Origin of the sequence: Nonomuraea sp. NPDC048881 (genome assembly GCF_040649795.1) — a bacterium.
Classification (GTDB): domain Bacteria; phylum Actinomycetota; class Actinomycetes; order Streptosporangiales; family Streptosporangiaceae; genus Nonomuraea.
Map to the genome: position 1 here is coordinate 185,592 of NZ_JBEZGC010000002.1, position 14,538 is coordinate 200,129.

Genomic DNA, 14,538 nt, shown 5'->3' on the forward strand with positions numbered 1-14,538 from the left:
CGGGGCGATCGCCGTTTCCGGGGGCGTCAGGCCGGGTCGGTGACGTGCACGTCGAGCAGCCAGGGGCGGTTCGGCCGGGCGGGTTCGGCGAGGTCGACCGTCCAGCCCAGGTTGCCGAGGGTCTTGGCCAGCTCGCCGGGCGTGCCGGGGGCCTCCTCCTGCTGGAGCAGGACGCGGGCGATCTCGCCTCGCGTGGCCTTGGCCATGTGGCTGACGACCTTGCCGTCGCGGAAGACGCGTACCGACACCGACCGGTCGCCGGGCTGCCAGGCCCCCGCGTACGTGGCCGAGCGCAGGTCCACCACCAGCCCCGGCATCCGGTCCAGCTCCTTGGCCAGGTGCGTGCGCCAGTAGGCGGCCAGGCCGCCCAGCGGCGGCAGGCTGACGCCCATGGACAGGCGGTACGGCGGCACCCGGTCGGAGACGCGCAACACGCCCCACAGGCCGGAGAAGATCAGCACGGACTCCTCCGCCCTGGCCCTGGCGGCGTCGTCCAGGGTGTTCAGGCCGAGGTTGTCGTACAGGACGCCGGTGTAGAGGTCGGCGGCGGGAAGGGTGGGCGCGGTCTTCAGCGCCGTGTTCTTGGCCGCCTCGCCCGCCAGACCGGGCGTCAGCCCGAGCACCTGCGCGGCGTCGCGGCGCTTGGAGGCCCGGATGAGCGCGGTCACGACCCGCTTGCGGGCACGGTCGAGCTTGGGGAAGGACAGCTCGCCGAGCGGCGGACCGCTCCCCTCGGCGGCCTTTCCTTCGGACGGCGGCAGCAGAATCAGCACAACCCCACACTCTAACGGGCCGGTCAGAGGGTGTTCGCGCTGGTCGGCTAGGCTGCGCGGATGAACGTCGACCTGCTGGTGCACCAGGCGTGGCCGGCCTACGAGCAGCGTGTCCACGACGGCTGGGTGCTGCGTTCCGCCAGCGGCGTGACCAAACGGGCGAACTCGGTGCTCGCCCTGAACGCCCCCGCCGACCTGGACGCCGCGATCGGCGCCGCCGAGGCGTTCTACGGCGAGCGGGGACAGAGCTGCGCCTTCTCCGTCGGCCCCGGCACCTGGGCCGGCCTGGACGCCGAGCTGGCCCGCAGAGGGTACGAGCTGGTCGATCCGACGGTCGTCATGGCCGGATCGCCGTCGGCCGAGCCGCGCGGCCCGGTGCGGATCGAGGACCATCCGTGGCCGGAATGGCTGGAGACCTGGTGGTCCGTGGACGGCAGGTACGGCGCCGGCCTGGAGGAGGCCGCCCGCATCTGCACCGGCGTGCCCGCCTGGTACGGGGCCGTCGAGGAGGACGGCGTGCCGGTCGCGGTCGGCCGGGTCGTGCCGCAGGGGGACACGGCGGGGATCTTCTGCATGGCGACGTTGCCGCGGGCCCGGCGGCGCGGGCTGGCCCGTACGGTGCTGCGCGCCCTGACCAGGCATGCCGGGGCGAAGAGCGCGTACCTGGTCACCACCGAGCCCAACCACGGGGCTCAGGCTTTGTACCGCGGCGAGGGTTTCCAGACCATCGGCCGATACCACTACCGCGTGCGAACACCGTGACCTGAGCCGTACGACCGGCCTGGACCAAAGGCGTGTGCACGGCCCGAACCACGCCGCGTGCGGAGGGTCTTGGCTCCGGCGCCCGGGCGGCCCTCTGACCACCGTGCGGGGGCCTGGCACACGGCAGGCACGGCCTGCGCCCCGTCTCCGTCCGCGCTCTGGATCCGCGTGTACGGGTGTCCAGGGCCACAGTCTGCGTGCGCCCGGAGATCCCCTGCGTGTGGCCTGATTCACCGTCTGCGTGTGCCCTGGACCACCGTCTTCGCGCAACCTGGCGACCGCCTTCGCGCACCCAGCCCTGCCTGTGCGCGGTCTGGCCACCTACGTGCGTGTGACCTGAACCATCGCTTGCGGGCGCTCTGACCACCGCCTGGACAGGGCTGAACGACGGGGCTGAACGCAGAACAGCGATCCCGGCGTGGTGTGCCGGGATCGCCGAACTGGTCGTGCAATATGTGGTTATGTGATCACAACGAACGCGTCAGCGGTCGTCGTTGGGGTTCATTGACGGGGTTTCGCTGAGGCGAGCCGACTCGTCCAGGATGTCGGCGCCCTTTTCGCGCAGCGCTGCGACGTGCTGACGCCCATGGTGGGCGCAGAACAGCAGCTCCCCACCAACAGGCAGGGTCGCGCGAATGTAGGCCTGGGCGCCGCAGCGGTCGCAGCGGTCGAGGGCCGTCAGCGGCTTAACGGGGGCGAGAGCTCCAGTCACGTATCGCCTTTCGGGTCACCCCCGCCGAAGCGAGGATCTGGCGTCAGTCACTTGAGACAACATCTAACCGGACGTGGACGTTCCCAACCTCCGCCTCGCTACGCCCAGAGCAGAATGTGTCCGAAAGTAATGGTGATCAGCCGGTTGGTAACGGCAAACGTGTCGCCATGGCAAGCTTGTACGCGCGCCTGAGGGAAGAACGGTAGGCTACGCACACGTGTTCGATGCTTAGACCAGGGGAGCAAGAGTGACGGTAGTGGAGGCGGGTTACACAGCTCGTCACCTGTCGGTGCTTGAGGGCCTCGAGGCCGTACGCAAGCGGCCGGGCATGTACATCGGGTCCACCGACAGCCGCGGGCTCATGCACTGCCTCTGGGAGATCGTGGACAACGGGGTCGACGAGGCCCTGGCCGGCCACTGCGACCGCATCGAGGTCGAGCTCTACGCCGACGGCTCCATCGAGGTGCGGGACAACGGCCGCGGCATCCCCGTTGACATCCACCCCAAGACCGGCCTGGCCGGCGTCGAGCTCGTCTACACCAAGCTCCATGCCGGCGGCAAGTTCGGCAGCGGCTCCTACGGCGCCTCCGGCGGCCTCCACGGCGTGGGCGCCTCCGTGGTCAACGCCCTGTCCTCCCGGCTCGACGTCGAGGTCGACCTCGACGGGCGGGTCCACGAGATCAGCTTCAGGCGCGGCGTGCCCGGCGTCTTCGACGGCGACGGGCCCACGGCCAAGTTCAAGAAGAAGTCCGGGCTGCGGATCGGCGGCAACCTGCCCAAGAACGTCACGGGCACCCGTGTGCGCTTCTGGGCCGACAAGCAGATCTTCCTGCCCGACGCCGAGGTCTCGCTCGACGAGATCCACGTGCGCCTGCGGCAGACCGCGTTCCTGGTGCCCGGCCTGACCCTCGCGGTCTTCGACAGCAGGGGCGAGGAGCGTACCGGCGAGGAGTTCCGCTTCGACGGCGGCATCTCCGAGTTCACCGAGTTCCTGGCCCGCGACGAGCCCGTCTGCGAGGTGCTGCGGCTGCAGGGCGTGGGCCACTTCCACGAGACCGTGCCGGTCCTCGACGACCAGGGCCACATGACGCCCACCGAGGTGCAGCGCGAGCTCACCGTCGACGTGGCGGTCCGGTGGGGCAAGGGTTACGAGTCGACCGTGCGCTCGTTCGTCAACGTGATCGCCACGCCCAAGGGCGGCACCCACCTGACCGGTTTCGAGCGCGGCCTGGTCCGCACGATCAACGAGCTGCTGCGCGAGACCCGGCTGCTGAAGAGCGGCGACGACCCGGTCAACAAGGAGGACATCTCCGAGGGGCTGACCGGCGTGGTCACCGTCCGGGTGCCCGAGCCGCAGTTCGAGGGGCAGACCAAGGAGGTGCTCGGCACCTCCGCGGCCACCCGCATCGTCTCCCACGTGGTCTCGCGCGAGCTCAAGGAGCTGTTCGCCAACCCGCCGCGCGGGTTCAAGCAGCCGCTGCGGGCCGTGCTGGAGAAGATCGTCGCCGCTGCCAAGGCCCGCATCGCGGCCCGCGAGCACCGCGACAACCAGCGGCGCAAGAGCGCCCTGGAGAACTCCGCGCTGCCCGCCAAGCTGGTCGACTGCCGCAGCGACGCCGTCGACCGCAGCGAGCTGTTCATCGTCGAGGGCGACTCCGCGCTCGGCACGGCCAAGCTGGCCCGCGACTCCGAGTTCCAGGCGCTGCTGCCGATCCGCGGCAAGATCCTCAACGTGCAGAAGGCGTCCGTGAGCGACATGCTCAAGAACGCCGAATGCGCCGCGATCATCCAGGTGGTGGGGGCCGGGTCGGGGCGTTCGTTCGACATCGAGGCGGCCCGCTACGGCAAGGTCATCCTCATGGCCGACGCCGACGTCGACGGCGCGCACATCCGCTGCCTGCTGCTCACCCTGTTCCACCGCTACATGCGGCCGATGGTGGAGGCCGGCCGGGTGTTCGCGGCCGTGCCGCCGCTGCACCGCATCGAGCTCACCAACCCCGGGCGCGGCAAGGAGAAGTACATCTACTGCTACTCCGACGCCGAGCTGCAGAAGGTCCTGCGCGACCTGGAACGGCGGGGCAAGCGCTGGAAGGACCCGGTGCAGCGGTACAAGGGCCTCGGGGAGATGGACGCCGACCAGCTCGCCGAGACCACGATGGACCCGCGGCACCGGGTGCTGCGCCGGGTCCGCATCGAGGACGCCGAGGGGGCCGAGGCCATCTTCAGCCTGCTCATGGGGAGCGACGTGGCGCCGCGACGGGAGTTCATCGTCAGCAGCGCGGCCGAGGTCGACCGCGACCACATCGACGCCTGAGCCTGGAGGCTCTCACCCGGGGTCACGTATCTGGCCCCGGGTTTCGCTGCCACCGGCTCAAGCAAGGGCCCAGGTTTCAAGGGGCCTTGCGCCCATGTCCGCGGCGCTGCCGTGCTGCAACCTCGCCGGCAGAACGCCACCGGGTCTCAACGCGACCGGGCTACTGGGGCCGCCGAAGGTTACATCACCGCGCCTCAATCTGGCCCCTGGGCTCAAGGTGATGGCGGCGTCATCGGGCCAGGCGACGTCGGGTGCGGGAGGACGCCGGATTCCGGGTGTCATCGGGCCAGGGCGACGCCGGGCTCAGGAGGACGCCGGATTGGGGCGGCATCGGGCTCAGGGCGGGCATCGGGTTCAGGGGGACATTCAGGGCCTCGGAACGCCCTCCGGCAGCAGAATTTCTGGCCCAAGGAGGTGTGGCGTTGCCGGCGGATGGCGTGCGGGCTGGCTTGAGGAAGTCCTCATGGGAGGTCGGGGCGGAGCTCCCGGCCGATGCGCGGGCGCTGCACGTTTGGTAGGGCGAGGGGCTGCTTGGCAACCCCGGCGACCTGGTCTCGAAGGGTTCTGCCCAAGTCGGAAAGGGCCCGTCGCTCCCGCCGCCAGACGGCCGCCCTGGCGGCACGCCGGTCACAGGGCGTTCAGGGGGCGCTTGCGGTGATGCGCTCTCTGTCGCACGTGGTCTTTCGCAGGCACCTCGGTCTCGCCCGCCACCGACGGTTCGGCCGGCTGGGATGGGCTTCGTTTGCAGCGCAGCGCGCCTCAGGTTCTGTGTCCGCTGCAGAGATGCGCAGCGGGTGTGGGCCGCTCGGGCCCGTTCATGGCTTCGCCTAGAGCCCCGGCCGGGGCTGTGGGCGTGTCGGCTTGGGGCGTCACCCGGAACCTGCGCCGCTTCGGTGTGCCCGCGCAGGACGTGGGAGCCGGTCATCACGGTGGCCGCTGGTAAGAGCATGTCGCGCTTGAGTCAGCGAGGGCCTTGGACCAGCTTCGTCGACCGGCGTCGCACCGGCACTGGTCCCAAGGCTCTCAGAGCCTCACGTAGGGCTTCTGAGGTCAGCGGCTGGGGTCCGAGTGCTAGTAGGGCGTTCTGGAGGCTCCTGGGGCCTCGTGGACTTCCGCACGCAACCCTTGCGGACGGTGATCGCCAGTTACGTAGTGTCATCCACGGGTGGGCGGGGTACGGGCGGGACGCAGCCGTTTCGCGGATTACCTCCTGGGACGAGCCCTGCCAGATCCCCCGACGAAGTTCACGGCCCCGATGGGCCGGGGGAGAGGAACGGCGATGGGGGTGACCGCGGGGGCGGCGGTGGATCTGGGGGCGGCGCGCATGCAGATGGCGTTGTCCCTCGGCTGGCACATCATCATCGCCTGTCTCGGCGTCGGCATGCCCGCCATCACCCTGCTGGCCGAGTGGCGCGGGCATCGCACCGGGGACAACAACTACCGGCTGCTGGCGCGACGCTGGGCCAGGGCGCTCGGGGTGCTGTTCGCGGTCGGCGCGGTCTCGGGGACGATCCTGTCGTTCGAGATGGGCCTCCTGTGGCCGGGCATGATGGGCGTGTACGGCGAGGTCATCGGCCTGCCGTTCTCGCTGGAGGGCATCGCGTTCTTCGTCGAGGCCATCTTCCTCGGCATCTACCTGTACGCCTGGGACCGCCTGCGTCCCGTCCCGCACCTGCTGACCGGGATCCCGATCGTGCTGGCGGGGGTGGCCAGCGCGTTCTTCGTGGTCGCCGCCAACGCCTGGATGCAGCAGCCCACGGGGTACGAGGTCGCGGGCGGCCGGATCGTGGCCGTCGATCCATGGGCGGCGATGTTCAACCGGGCCACGCCGCCCCAGACCGTGCACATGATCCTGGCGGCGTTCATGGTGGCCGGGTTCCTGATGGCCGGCGTGTACGCGGTCGCCATGCTGCGCGGCCGGCGCGACCGCTACCACCGGCTCGGCCTGCTGCTGCCGCTCACGGTCGCGGCGGCCGTCACACCCGTGCAGATCGGCGTCGGCGACTGGGCCGCGCACTTCGTGGCCGAGTACCAGCCGGTCAAGCTGGCCGCCATGGAGGGCGTGTTCCGCACGGGCCGGGGCGTGCCGCTGCACCTGGGCGGGATCGCGGTGGACGGCGAGCTGAAGTACGCCCTGGAGATCCCCTACGGCCTGTCCCTGCTGGCCCACTGGAACCCGCACGCGGAGATCGCCGGCCTGGAGCAGGTGCCGCTCGCCGACCGGCCGCCGGTCAACATGGTGCACTGGGCGTTCCAGATCATGGTGCTGGTGGGCTTCGGGCTGTTGCTGCTCGGGGCCTGCCTCGCGCTGTCCTGGAAACGGCGGCGTGACCTGCCGGAGTCCCCGTGGTTCCTGCGCGCCGCCGCGCTGTCGGGCGTGGCCGCCGTGCTGGCGCTGGAGAGCGGCTGGGTGGTCACCGAGGTCGGACGCCAGCCGTGGATCGTGTTCCGGGTGATGCGCACGGCGGAGGCGGTCAACCCCGCGCCGGGCCTGGTGTACGGGTTCGCGCTGGTCACGGCTGTCTATGTGGCCCTGACCGTGGCCACCGTGTACGTGATGCGCCGTCTGTCCCGCGACGTGCCGGTGCCGCTGGCGCCGCAGGAGCCCGACGTCACCGGCTACAAGGTCGTGTGACGATGCCGCTGCCGCAGATCATGCTGGCCGTCCTGTGGGTCGGGCTGACGGCGTACGTCCTGTTCGGCGGCGCCGACTTCGGCGGCGGCGTCTGGGACCTGCTGGCGGGCGGCGCCGAGCGCGGCCGGCGGCGGCGGGACCTGGTGGAGCACTCCATCGGTCCGGTCTGGGAGGCCAACCACGTCTGGTTGATCTTCGTGATCGTGCTGGCCTGGACCGGCGTGCCGTCGGTGTTCGCCTCGGTCGCCTCCACCCTCTACATCCCGCTCACGCTGGTGGCGCTGGGCGTGATCGGGCGCGGCGCGGCGTTCGCGTTCCGCAAGGTCTCCGCGCGGCTCTGGCAGCGGCGGCTGTTCGGCGCCACCTTCGCCTTCTCCTCGGTGGTGACCCCGTTCTTCCTCGGCGCCGCGGCGGGCGGCATCGCCTCCGGCCGGGTGCCGCCCGGCGTCGCCAAGGGCGACCTGGTCGGGAGCTGGGTCAACCCCACGTCGATGGCGGTCGGCGCGCTGGGCGTCGGCACGGCCGCGTACCTGGCCGCCGTCTACCTGACCCGCGACGCCCAGCGCGGCGGCCAGGAGGACCTGGCCGAGGAGTTCCGGCGGCGGGCGCTGGGCTGCGGGGCGGTGGTCGGCGTGCTGGCGGCGGTGAGCCTGCTCGTGCTGCGCGCCGACGCGCCCGCCCTGTTCGCCGAGCTGACCACCGGCCGCGCCCTGCCGCTGCTGGCGCTGTCGGTGCTGGCCGGGCTGGCCTCGCTGGTGCTGCTGTGGCGGCGGGCCTATCTGGCGGTACGCCTCAGCGCCGCGCTGGCCGTGACCGGGCTGCTGTGGGGCTGGGGCGTGGGGCAGTACCCCGTGCTGCTCCCCGGCCTCACCCTCGACCAGGCCGCGGCCACCGACGCGGTGCTGGGGGCCAGCCTGGGCTCGCTGGCCGTCGGCGCGGTCCTGCTGGTCCCGTCGTTGTGGTGGTTGTACGCCACCTTCCAGCGCGAGCGCGGCGAGATCAGTCGCCGACCGGCGTGAGCAGGCCCGTGCGCACGTCGTAGATCGCGCCCGTCACCGGCATGTCGGCAGGCAGGAACGGGGTCGTGCGGATGCGGGTGAGGTCGTGGCGCAGCGCCTCGCCCTGGTCGGGGACGGTGTGGAACTCCAGGCTGCGGGTGTCCACCCCGCGGGCGCTGGTCAGGTCGTGCACGTCGGCGTCCGTCACCTTGGTCATCCCGCAGTCGGTGTGCGGCATGACCAGGACGCGCTCGACGCCCAGCAGGTACACGGCGAGGACCAGCGTGCGCAGCACGTCGTCGGTGACCCGTGCGCCGGCGTTGCGCAGGATCTTGGCGTCGCCGGGCTGCAGGCCCAGCAGGCCCAGCGGGTCGATGCGGGAGTCCATGCAGGTCACCACGGCAAGCCCGCGGGCTGCCCGGCCGGTGAGCCCGGAGTCGCCGAAGTCCTTGGCGTACTTCGCGTTGGCGGCATACAGGTCGTCGAACGCAGTCATGCCTCAGATCTTCCCTTACGTCCCAAAGATGATGCTTTCCGGGGTGGCGACTGGCGCGAGTTCCCGAAGGTCCCACGAAAATCACTCACCTTGAGTGATGATGTCGTCACCATCTGTACGCCGTCGAAGAAGGTCAGTCGTGAGTAGGTCCGAATCGCTCGCCGCGTATCTCCGCGCTCAGGCCCGGCGCCGCCTCGACCGTGTGGAGTCCAACGACGACGGGCGCAACGCCAGATGCGCGCTGGCCCTGCTCGACACCGCCGCGTACGCCGCCGGCCTGCCCGAGGACGACCCCATCATCCTCATGCTCGACCAGGCGGGCTGCTACGGGCCGCTCGGCTGCGAGGAGTTCGACCCGGGGGAGGCCGGGGTCCGGCTGATCCGGTCGTGGACCGGCGGCGAGCCCCACGAACTCCTGCTCGCCCTGCCCGCCGCCATCGAGGCCGCCGCCTCCGCCTGACCGTGTTCAGGCCGGGTTCAGGCTGCGTTCAGGCTGCGTTCAGGCCGTGGGCTCGTTCCCCGGCCGCCACTTGATGCCGCAGCCGATCGAGGCGCGCTGCTCGGCCGGGACGGGATCGCCCGCCAGCAGCGCGTCGACCGCCGCGCGCAGCGAGGAGCCCGTCACCGGGACCGAGTTGCCCGGGCGCGACCCGTCGAACTCTCCCCGGTAGACGAGCCGCAGGTCGCCGTCGTAGAGGAAGAAGTCGGGCGTGCAGGCCGCGCGGTAGGCCTTGGCGACGTCCTGGGTGTCGTCCAGCAGGTACGGGAACGGGAACCCCGCGCGCCGGGCCTGTCCGGCCAGGTGTGTGGGATCATCGTCGGGGTAGTTCACGCTGTCGTTGCTGCAGATGCCCACCACCGACAGCCTGGAGCCGTAGCCCGCGGCCAGCGTGCCGAGGCCCGTCTCGATGTGCCGTACGTAGGGGCAGTGGTTGGACAGGAAGACCACGAGCGTGGCGGGGGAGCCCTTGAGGTCCGCCAGCGAGACGCTGCCGCCGTCGATGGCGGTGAGGTCGAAGGCGGGCGCGGGAGTGCCCAGGGGAACCATGAACGAATTGGCAGCCATGACCCTCATTCTCGTCGGCCGGGACGCCGGCGAAACAAGTCCAGGAGGTGAATGATGGCCGGCATCGCGGAGTTCCGCACGACGGTCCTCGACTGCCCGGAGCCGCGGGCGCTCGCCGAGTTCTACTCGCGCCTGCTCGGCTGGCCCGTCACGTACGAGGACGACAGCTGGGTGGTCGTCGAGGACGGCGGCTCGCCCAAGCGCCTGGCCTTCCAGCGCGTGCCCGGCCACCGGCCGCCGACCTGGCCGGAGGGCGATCGGCCGCAGCAGCTCCACATCGACGTCACCGTCACCGACATGGACAAGGCCGAGCGGCAGGTGCTGGAGATCGGCGCGACCAAGCACGAGCGGCAGCCGAGCGAGGACGACAGCTTCCGGGTCTTCCTCGACCCCGCCGGCCACACGTTCTGCCTCTGCCGCGACTGACCGCACGCCCGCCGTTCAGGTCTCCCTGAGCCGGCGGAGGGGGCCGAGACCGCCCTCCGCCGGCCGGGGATCACTCCGCCTCGGTCACCGGCGGCGCCGGCGCGTCGGCCTGCGGCCCCGCGGCCAGGGCGCCGCCGACGGCGCCGATGGTGTGGGTCAGCCGCACGCCGGAGCCGTCGCGGCGGCCGATCTCCTCCGGCAGCGGCACCGGCTTGCCCACCGCCGACACGGCCTTGGCGGGCGCGGGGCCGGCCCAGGCGAGCAGCAGCTCGTCCTCGCCCTTCAGGAACCGCTGGGCCCGCACGCCGCCGGTGGCCCGGCCCTTGGCAGGGAACTCGGCGTAGTCGGAGACCTTGCCGCCCCCGACCTGCGTGCCCGGCAGCGCCGTCGAGGACCCGGCCACGGTGACCACCTGCGCCGGACGCGAGGGGTCGACCACGCCGAACCAGATCACCCGGGCGCCGCCGTCGAGCCGGATGCCGGCCATGCCGCCGGCCGGACGCCCCTGGGGACGCACCAGCGAGGCCGGGTAACGCAGGAGCTGGGCGTCGGAGGAGATGAAGACCAGGTCGTGGTCCTCGGAGTCGAGCTCGGCGGCGCCCACCACGGTGTCGCCGTCCTTGAGGGTGATCACTTCGAAGTCGTCGCGGTTGGCCGGGTAGTCGGGCACCACCCGCTTGACCACGCCCTGGGCCGTGCCGAGCGCCAGCCCGGGGCTGTCGGGGTCGAGCGAGCCGAGGCCCACGACCTTCTCGTCGGGCTGCAGCGAGACGAACTCGGAGACCGGATGGCCGCCCGACAGCGTCGGCGGGTTGGCCGAGGGCGGCAGCGTCGGCAGGTCGACGACCTGGACCCGGATCAACCGGCCCAACGACGTCACCACGCCCACCTCGCCGCGTACGGACGTGCGCGCCACCGACACCAGCACGTCGTGCGCCGAACGGTCGCCCTCACCCGCCAGCGGAGCCGCGTCGGAGGTGCGGGCCAGCAGCCCCGTGGAGGACAGCAGCGCCCAGCACGGGTCGTCGGCCACCTGGAGCGAGGCCACCGGCGTGCGGGCCACGCCCGGCGCCTCCAGCAGCACGGTACGGCGCGGCGTGGCGTACTTCTTGGCCACCTCGGCCAGCTCGCCCGAGACCACCTGCCGCAGCTTCGCCTCCGAGGACAGGATCTCGGTGAGCGCCGCGATCTCCTCGCTCAGCGTCTGCTTCTCCTGGTCGAGCTCCAGCTTGTCGAACCGGGTCAGCCGGCGCAGCGGCGTGTCGAGGATGTAGGCGGCCTGGATCTCGGTCAGGTCGAAGACCTCCATCAACCGGGCGCGGGCCTGCGCCGAGTCGTCGGAGGAACGGATGACCTGGATGACCTCGTCGATGTTGAGCAGCGCGATGATCAGGCCGTCGACCAGGTGCAGGCGCTCCTCGCGCTTGCGCCGGCGGTACTCGGACCTGCGCCGCACGACCTCCAGCCGGTGGTCGACGTAGACCTGCAGCAGCTCGCGCAGGCCGAGCGTGCGCGGCTCGCCGTCGACCAGGGCGACGTTGTTGATGCCGAAGGTCTCCTCCATCGGCGTGAGCCGGTAGAGCTCTTCCAGGACGGCCTCGGGGATGAAGCCGTTCTTGATCTCGATGACCAGGCGCAGGCCCTTGTGCCGGTCGGTGAGGTCCTTCAGATCGGCGATGCCCTGGAGCTTCTTGCTGGTCACCAGCTCCTTGATCTTGGTGACCACGCGCTCGGGGCCGACGTTGTAGGGCAGCTCGGTGACGATGATGCCCTTGCGCCGCGGCGTGATCTGCTCGACCGCGCACCTGGCCCGCATGCGGAACGTGCCGCGCCCGGTCTCGTAGGCGTCGCGCACGCCCTGCAGCCCGATGATCGAGCCGCCGGTCGGCAGGTCGGGGCCGGGCACGAACTTCATCAGCTCGTCGAGCGTGGCGTCGGGCTTCTTGATCAGATGGCGGGCGGCGGCCACGACCTCGGCGAGGTTGTGCGGCGCCATGTTGGTCGCCATGCCGACCGCGATGCCGGTGGTGCCGTTGACCAGCAGGTTGGGGAACGCCGACGGCATGACCGTGGGCTCGGTCTCCTGGCCGTCGTAGTTGGGCTTGAAGTTGACGGTGTCCTCGTCGAGCGACTCCACCATGAGCATCGCCGCCGGGGCCAGCCTGGCCTCGGTGTAGCGCATGGCGGCCGGCAGGTCGTCGGGGGAGCCGAAGTTGCCGTGGCCGTCGACCAGCGGCAGGCGCATCGAGAACGGCTGCGCCAGGCGCACGAGGGCGTCGTAGATGGCGCTGTCGCCATGGGGGTGGAGCTTGCCCATGACGTCGCCGACGACGCGCGAGGACTTGACGTGGCCGCGCTCTGGACGCAGGCCCATCTCGCTCATGGAGTAGAGGATGCGCCGCTGCACCGGTTTGAGGCCGTCGCGAGCGTCGGGCAGAGCCCGCTGGTAGATCACCGAGTACGCGTACTCGAGATAGCTCTTGCGCATCTCGGAGGAGACGTCGATGTCGACGATCCGCTCCTCGAAGTCCTCAGGCGGGGGTGCAGTCGTACGTCGGGCCATGTCGAACATTGTGCCGAAGAGACTCGGGTGCCCGCGACTCGTCGGCGCGCCGCCCTGCTCTTGACCAAGCAATTGCTTGGGTCTTACCGTCAGAGGCGAGGACCCCGTCCACCCGCCTCCGGAGGCTTCGCCATGATCGAGTTCCATCCCGTGACCAAGCACATCGGCGCCGAGGTCACCGGGGTCGATCTGCGCAAACCCCTCTCCCCGGAAGACGTCGCGACCCTGCGCGAGGGGTGGCTGCGGCACCTGGTGCTGTTCTTCCGCGACCAGCACATCGACGACGAGCAGCACCTGCAGTTCGCCCTCAACTTCGGCACGATCAACCATCCGGCGTTCAAGAAGGACTCCGGCAGCCCGATCCACATCCTCGACCAGACCTCCCCGAAGGGCGAGGGCGGGGACGAATGGCACAGCGACAACACCTTCGAGCCCACGCCGCCGATGGGCTCGCTGCTGCGCTGCATGCAACTGCCGAGCGTGGGCGGCGACACCTGCTGGGCCAACACCTACCTGGCCTACGAGACGCTGTCGCCGTCGATCCAGCGGCTGTGCGACGAGCTGACCGCCGTGCACGACATCACGATGTCGATGAAGAAGGCGATCTCCAAGGGGCACCCGTTCGACCTGGCCGAGATCCAGGCCAAGTGGCCGCCGGTGGAGCGCCCGGTGGTCCGCGTGCACGCCGAGACCGGGCGCAAGGCCCTGTTCGTCAACCGGGCCTCCACCACCCGCCTGGTGGGGCTGAGCGACCGGGAGAACGAGGCCCTGCTGCCGCTGCTCATCGACCACATCCGCTCGCCCGAGTACCAGTGCAGGCTGAACTGGCGTCCCGGCACGCTGGCCTTCTGGGACAACCGACCCACCCAGCACTACGCGGTCGCCGACTACACCGAACGCCGCCGCATGCACCGCGTCACGATCAACGCCTTCCCCGAGCACGCGGACGAGGAGCGCCTCACAGCTTGAGCGCGGCCCAACCTGACAGGGCGAAGAACAGGAACAGCAGCGTCTCCACGCCGTAGACGATGTTGCGTCCGGTCGGGCCGACCAGCACGTACGCCACGGCGGCGAGCGTGCACCCGACCACGAGGAGCACGTCCACCACCCCGAGCACGATCGCCAGCGCGAGGCGCACCAGGAACCACAGGAAGCCCAGGCCGAACCAGCTCGACATCGTGGAGTCGTCGTAGGCCCACCTGGACAGCGCCATGGGGGAGTAGAAGGAGGTGTCCCAGTACTCCTGCCAGCGCTCCCCGATGCCCGCCGACCGCTCCTTGACGGTGGCCTGGGCGTTCTTGAACTCGATGGTCCGCACGGCGCCGTTCGTCACGTCGATGAGCACCTGCCGGCGGACGACCTGGATCACGGCCGTGCCGTTCACCACGGCCATGAACTCGCCGGAACCGCTGTTGACCTTGTAGATGTGATCGAAGCCGGCCACGTCCGGCTTGTCCGGGCTTCTGCGGGCGTCGCGGACGACGACGTAGAAGGCGTCGTCGTCGGCCTCGGGCAGGTTGTACTCGGCGCCGATCGAGAAGATGCCGACCGGCGTGACCAGCGAGGTCTCCCCCGAGACCTGCACCTTGCCGTCGCTTCCCCATTCCAGCTTCACCGGCAGGAAGGCGGGGTGGTAGGACGCCTTCACATCGGTCCCGGCGCAGCCCGCCGTGGTGAGGATCATGACGGCCAGCACCACCCGGGCCATCATCTCAAAGTGATCTTTCGTGTTCCTCCGGCGACGCGTCGCCGCCGGTACGACCGGGGTGTGGACAAGCCCCGTCATCAGCCCT

13 protein-coding genes are annotated in these 14,538 nt (G+C 70.7%); 7 read left to right on the plus strand and 6 right to left on the minus strand.

Annotation, left to right across the window (positions count from 1 at the left end):
* Positions 1-26 precede the first annotated feature (26 nt).
* Entirely contained in the window at positions 27-773 is a 747-nt protein-coding gene (locus AB0C33_RS06420; protein ID WP_358284253.1) for a peroxide stress protein YaaA, read from the minus strand.
* 60 nt (positions 774-833) lie between these two features.
* On the opposite strand from AB0C33_RS06420, the gene AB0C33_RS06425 reads away from it, so the two are divergent.
* A complete protein-coding gene (locus AB0C33_RS06425; RefSeq protein WP_358284255.1) occupies positions 834-1,535 on the plus strand; it encodes a GNAT family N-acetyltransferase in 702 nt (233 codons plus the stop codon).
* A gap of 481 nt (positions 1,536-2,016) precedes the next feature.
* Here AB0C33_RS06425 and AB0C33_RS06430 read toward each other — a convergent pair whose 3' ends face one another.
* Positions 2,017-2,247, minus strand: coding sequence for a hypothetical protein (locus AB0C33_RS06430; protein ID WP_125639804.1), 231 nt, complete (start codon positions 2,245-2,247; stop codon positions 2,017-2,019).
* Between the two features lie 247 nt (positions 2,248-2,494).
* On the opposite strand from AB0C33_RS06430, the gene AB0C33_RS06435 reads away from it, so the two are divergent.
* The 3 genes from AB0C33_RS06435 (at position 2,495) to AB0C33_RS06445 (ending at position 8,215) form a co-directional block, all read left to right on the plus strand.
* A complete protein-coding gene (locus AB0C33_RS06435; RefSeq protein WP_352327648.1) occupies positions 2,495-4,561 on the plus strand; it encodes a DNA topoisomerase IV subunit B in 2,067 nt (688 codons plus the stop codon).
* 1,279 nt (positions 4,562-5,840) lie between these two features.
* Positions 5,841-7,196 carry a cytochrome ubiquinol oxidase subunit I gene (locus AB0C33_RS06440; RefSeq protein WP_358284258.1) on the plus strand — a complete coding sequence of 452 codons (1,356 nt, stop codon included), beginning with the start codon at positions 5,841-5,843 and terminating at the stop codon, positions 7,194-7,196.
* 2 nt (positions 7,197-7,198) lie between these two features.
* Positions 7,199-8,215, plus strand: coding sequence for a cytochrome d ubiquinol oxidase subunit II (locus tag AB0C33_RS06445; RefSeq protein WP_358284261.1), 1,017 nt, complete (start codon positions 7,199-7,201; stop codon positions 8,213-8,215).
* Here the strand turns inward: AB0C33_RS06445 and AB0C33_RS06450 are convergent.
* On the minus strand, positions 8,196-8,690 hold the full coding sequence (locus AB0C33_RS06450; RefSeq protein WP_358284263.1) for a carbonic anhydrase: 495 nt from the start codon (positions 8,688-8,690) through the stop codon (positions 8,196-8,198). The genes AB0C33_RS06445 and AB0C33_RS06450 overlap by 20 nt on opposite strands.
* Before the next feature lie 139 nt (positions 8,691-8,829).
* On the opposite strand from AB0C33_RS06450, the gene AB0C33_RS06455 reads away from it, so the two are divergent.
* The gene (locus AB0C33_RS06455) at positions 8,830-9,150 is read left to right on the plus strand and encodes a hypothetical protein (RefSeq protein WP_352357718.1); all 321 of its coding nucleotides are present in this window, start codon (positions 8,830-8,832) and stop codon (positions 9,148-9,150) included.
* Between the two features lie 39 nt (positions 9,151-9,189).
* Here the strand turns inward: AB0C33_RS06455 and AB0C33_RS06460 are convergent, their stop codons facing one another.
* Entirely contained in the window at positions 9,190-9,756 is a 567-nt protein-coding gene (locus tag AB0C33_RS06460; RefSeq protein WP_358284265.1) for a thioredoxin family protein, read from the minus strand.
* Positions 9,757-9,807: 51 nt separating this feature from the next.
* Between AB0C33_RS06460 and AB0C33_RS06465 the strand changes: the two genes are divergently transcribed.
* A complete protein-coding gene (locus AB0C33_RS06465; protein WP_358284267.1) occupies positions 9,808-10,182 on the plus strand; it encodes a VOC family protein in 375 nt (124 codons plus the stop codon).
* A 70-nt stretch (positions 10,183-10,252) separates the two neighbouring features.
* Here AB0C33_RS06465 and AB0C33_RS06470 read toward each other — a convergent pair whose 3' ends face one another.
* Complete coding sequence (locus AB0C33_RS06470) at positions 10,253-12,754, minus strand: DNA topoisomerase IV subunit A (RefSeq protein ID WP_358284269.1); 2,502 nt, start codon at positions 12,752-12,754, stop codon at positions 10,253-10,255.
* A 123-nt stretch (positions 12,755-12,877) separates the two neighbouring features.
* On the opposite strand from AB0C33_RS06470, the gene AB0C33_RS06475 reads away from it, so the two are divergent.
* Positions 12,878-13,714, plus strand: a complete 837-nt coding sequence (locus AB0C33_RS06475; RefSeq protein WP_358284271.1) for a TauD/TfdA family dioxygenase — start codon at positions 12,878-12,880, stop codon at positions 13,712-13,714.
* Here the strand turns inward: AB0C33_RS06475 and AB0C33_RS06480 are convergent.
* The gene (locus AB0C33_RS06480; RefSeq protein ID WP_358284273.1) at positions 13,704-14,456 is read right to left on the minus strand and encodes a hypothetical protein; all 753 of its coding nucleotides are present in this window, start codon (positions 14,454-14,456) and stop codon (positions 13,704-13,706) included. The genes AB0C33_RS06475 and AB0C33_RS06480 overlap by 11 nt on opposite strands.
* Between the last annotated feature and the right edge of the window lie 82 nt (positions 14,457-14,538).

Excerpts from the sequence above, each read along its gene's own strand:
- AB0C33_RS06425 (WP_358284255.1), top strand. The coding sequence starts at position 834 with ATGAACGTCGACCTGCTGGTGCACCAGGCGTGGCCGGCCTACGAGCAG.
- AB0C33_RS06440 (WP_358284258.1), top strand. The coding sequence starts at position 5,841 with ATGGGGGTGACCGCGGGGGCGGCGGTGGATCTGGGGGCGGCGCGCATG.
- AB0C33_RS06445 (WP_358284261.1), top strand. The coding sequence starts at position 7,199 with ATGCCGCTGCCGCAGATCATGCTGGCCGTCCTGTGGGTCGGGCTGACG.
- AB0C33_RS06450 (WP_358284263.1), bottom strand. The coding sequence starts at position 8,690 with ATGACTGCGTTCGACGACCTGTATGCCGCCAACGCGAAGTACGCCAAG.
- AB0C33_RS06460 (WP_358284265.1), bottom strand. The coding sequence starts at position 9,756 with ATGGCTGCCAATTCGTTCATGGTTCCCCTGGGCACTCCCGCGCCCGCC.
- AB0C33_RS06465 (WP_358284267.1), top strand. The coding sequence starts at position 9,808 with ATGATGGCCGGCATCGCGGAGTTCCGCACGACGGTCCTCGACTGCCCG.
- AB0C33_RS06470 (WP_358284269.1), bottom strand. The coding sequence starts at position 12,754 with ATGTTCGACATGGCCCGACGTACGACTGCACCCCCGCCTGAGGACTTC.
- AB0C33_RS06475 (WP_358284271.1), top strand. The coding sequence starts at position 12,878 with ATGATCGAGTTCCATCCCGTGACCAAGCACATCGGCGCCGAGGTCACC.
- AB0C33_RS06480 (WP_358284273.1), bottom strand. The coding sequence starts at position 14,456 with ATGATGGCCCGGGTGGTGCTGGCCGTCATGATCCTCACCACGGCGGGC.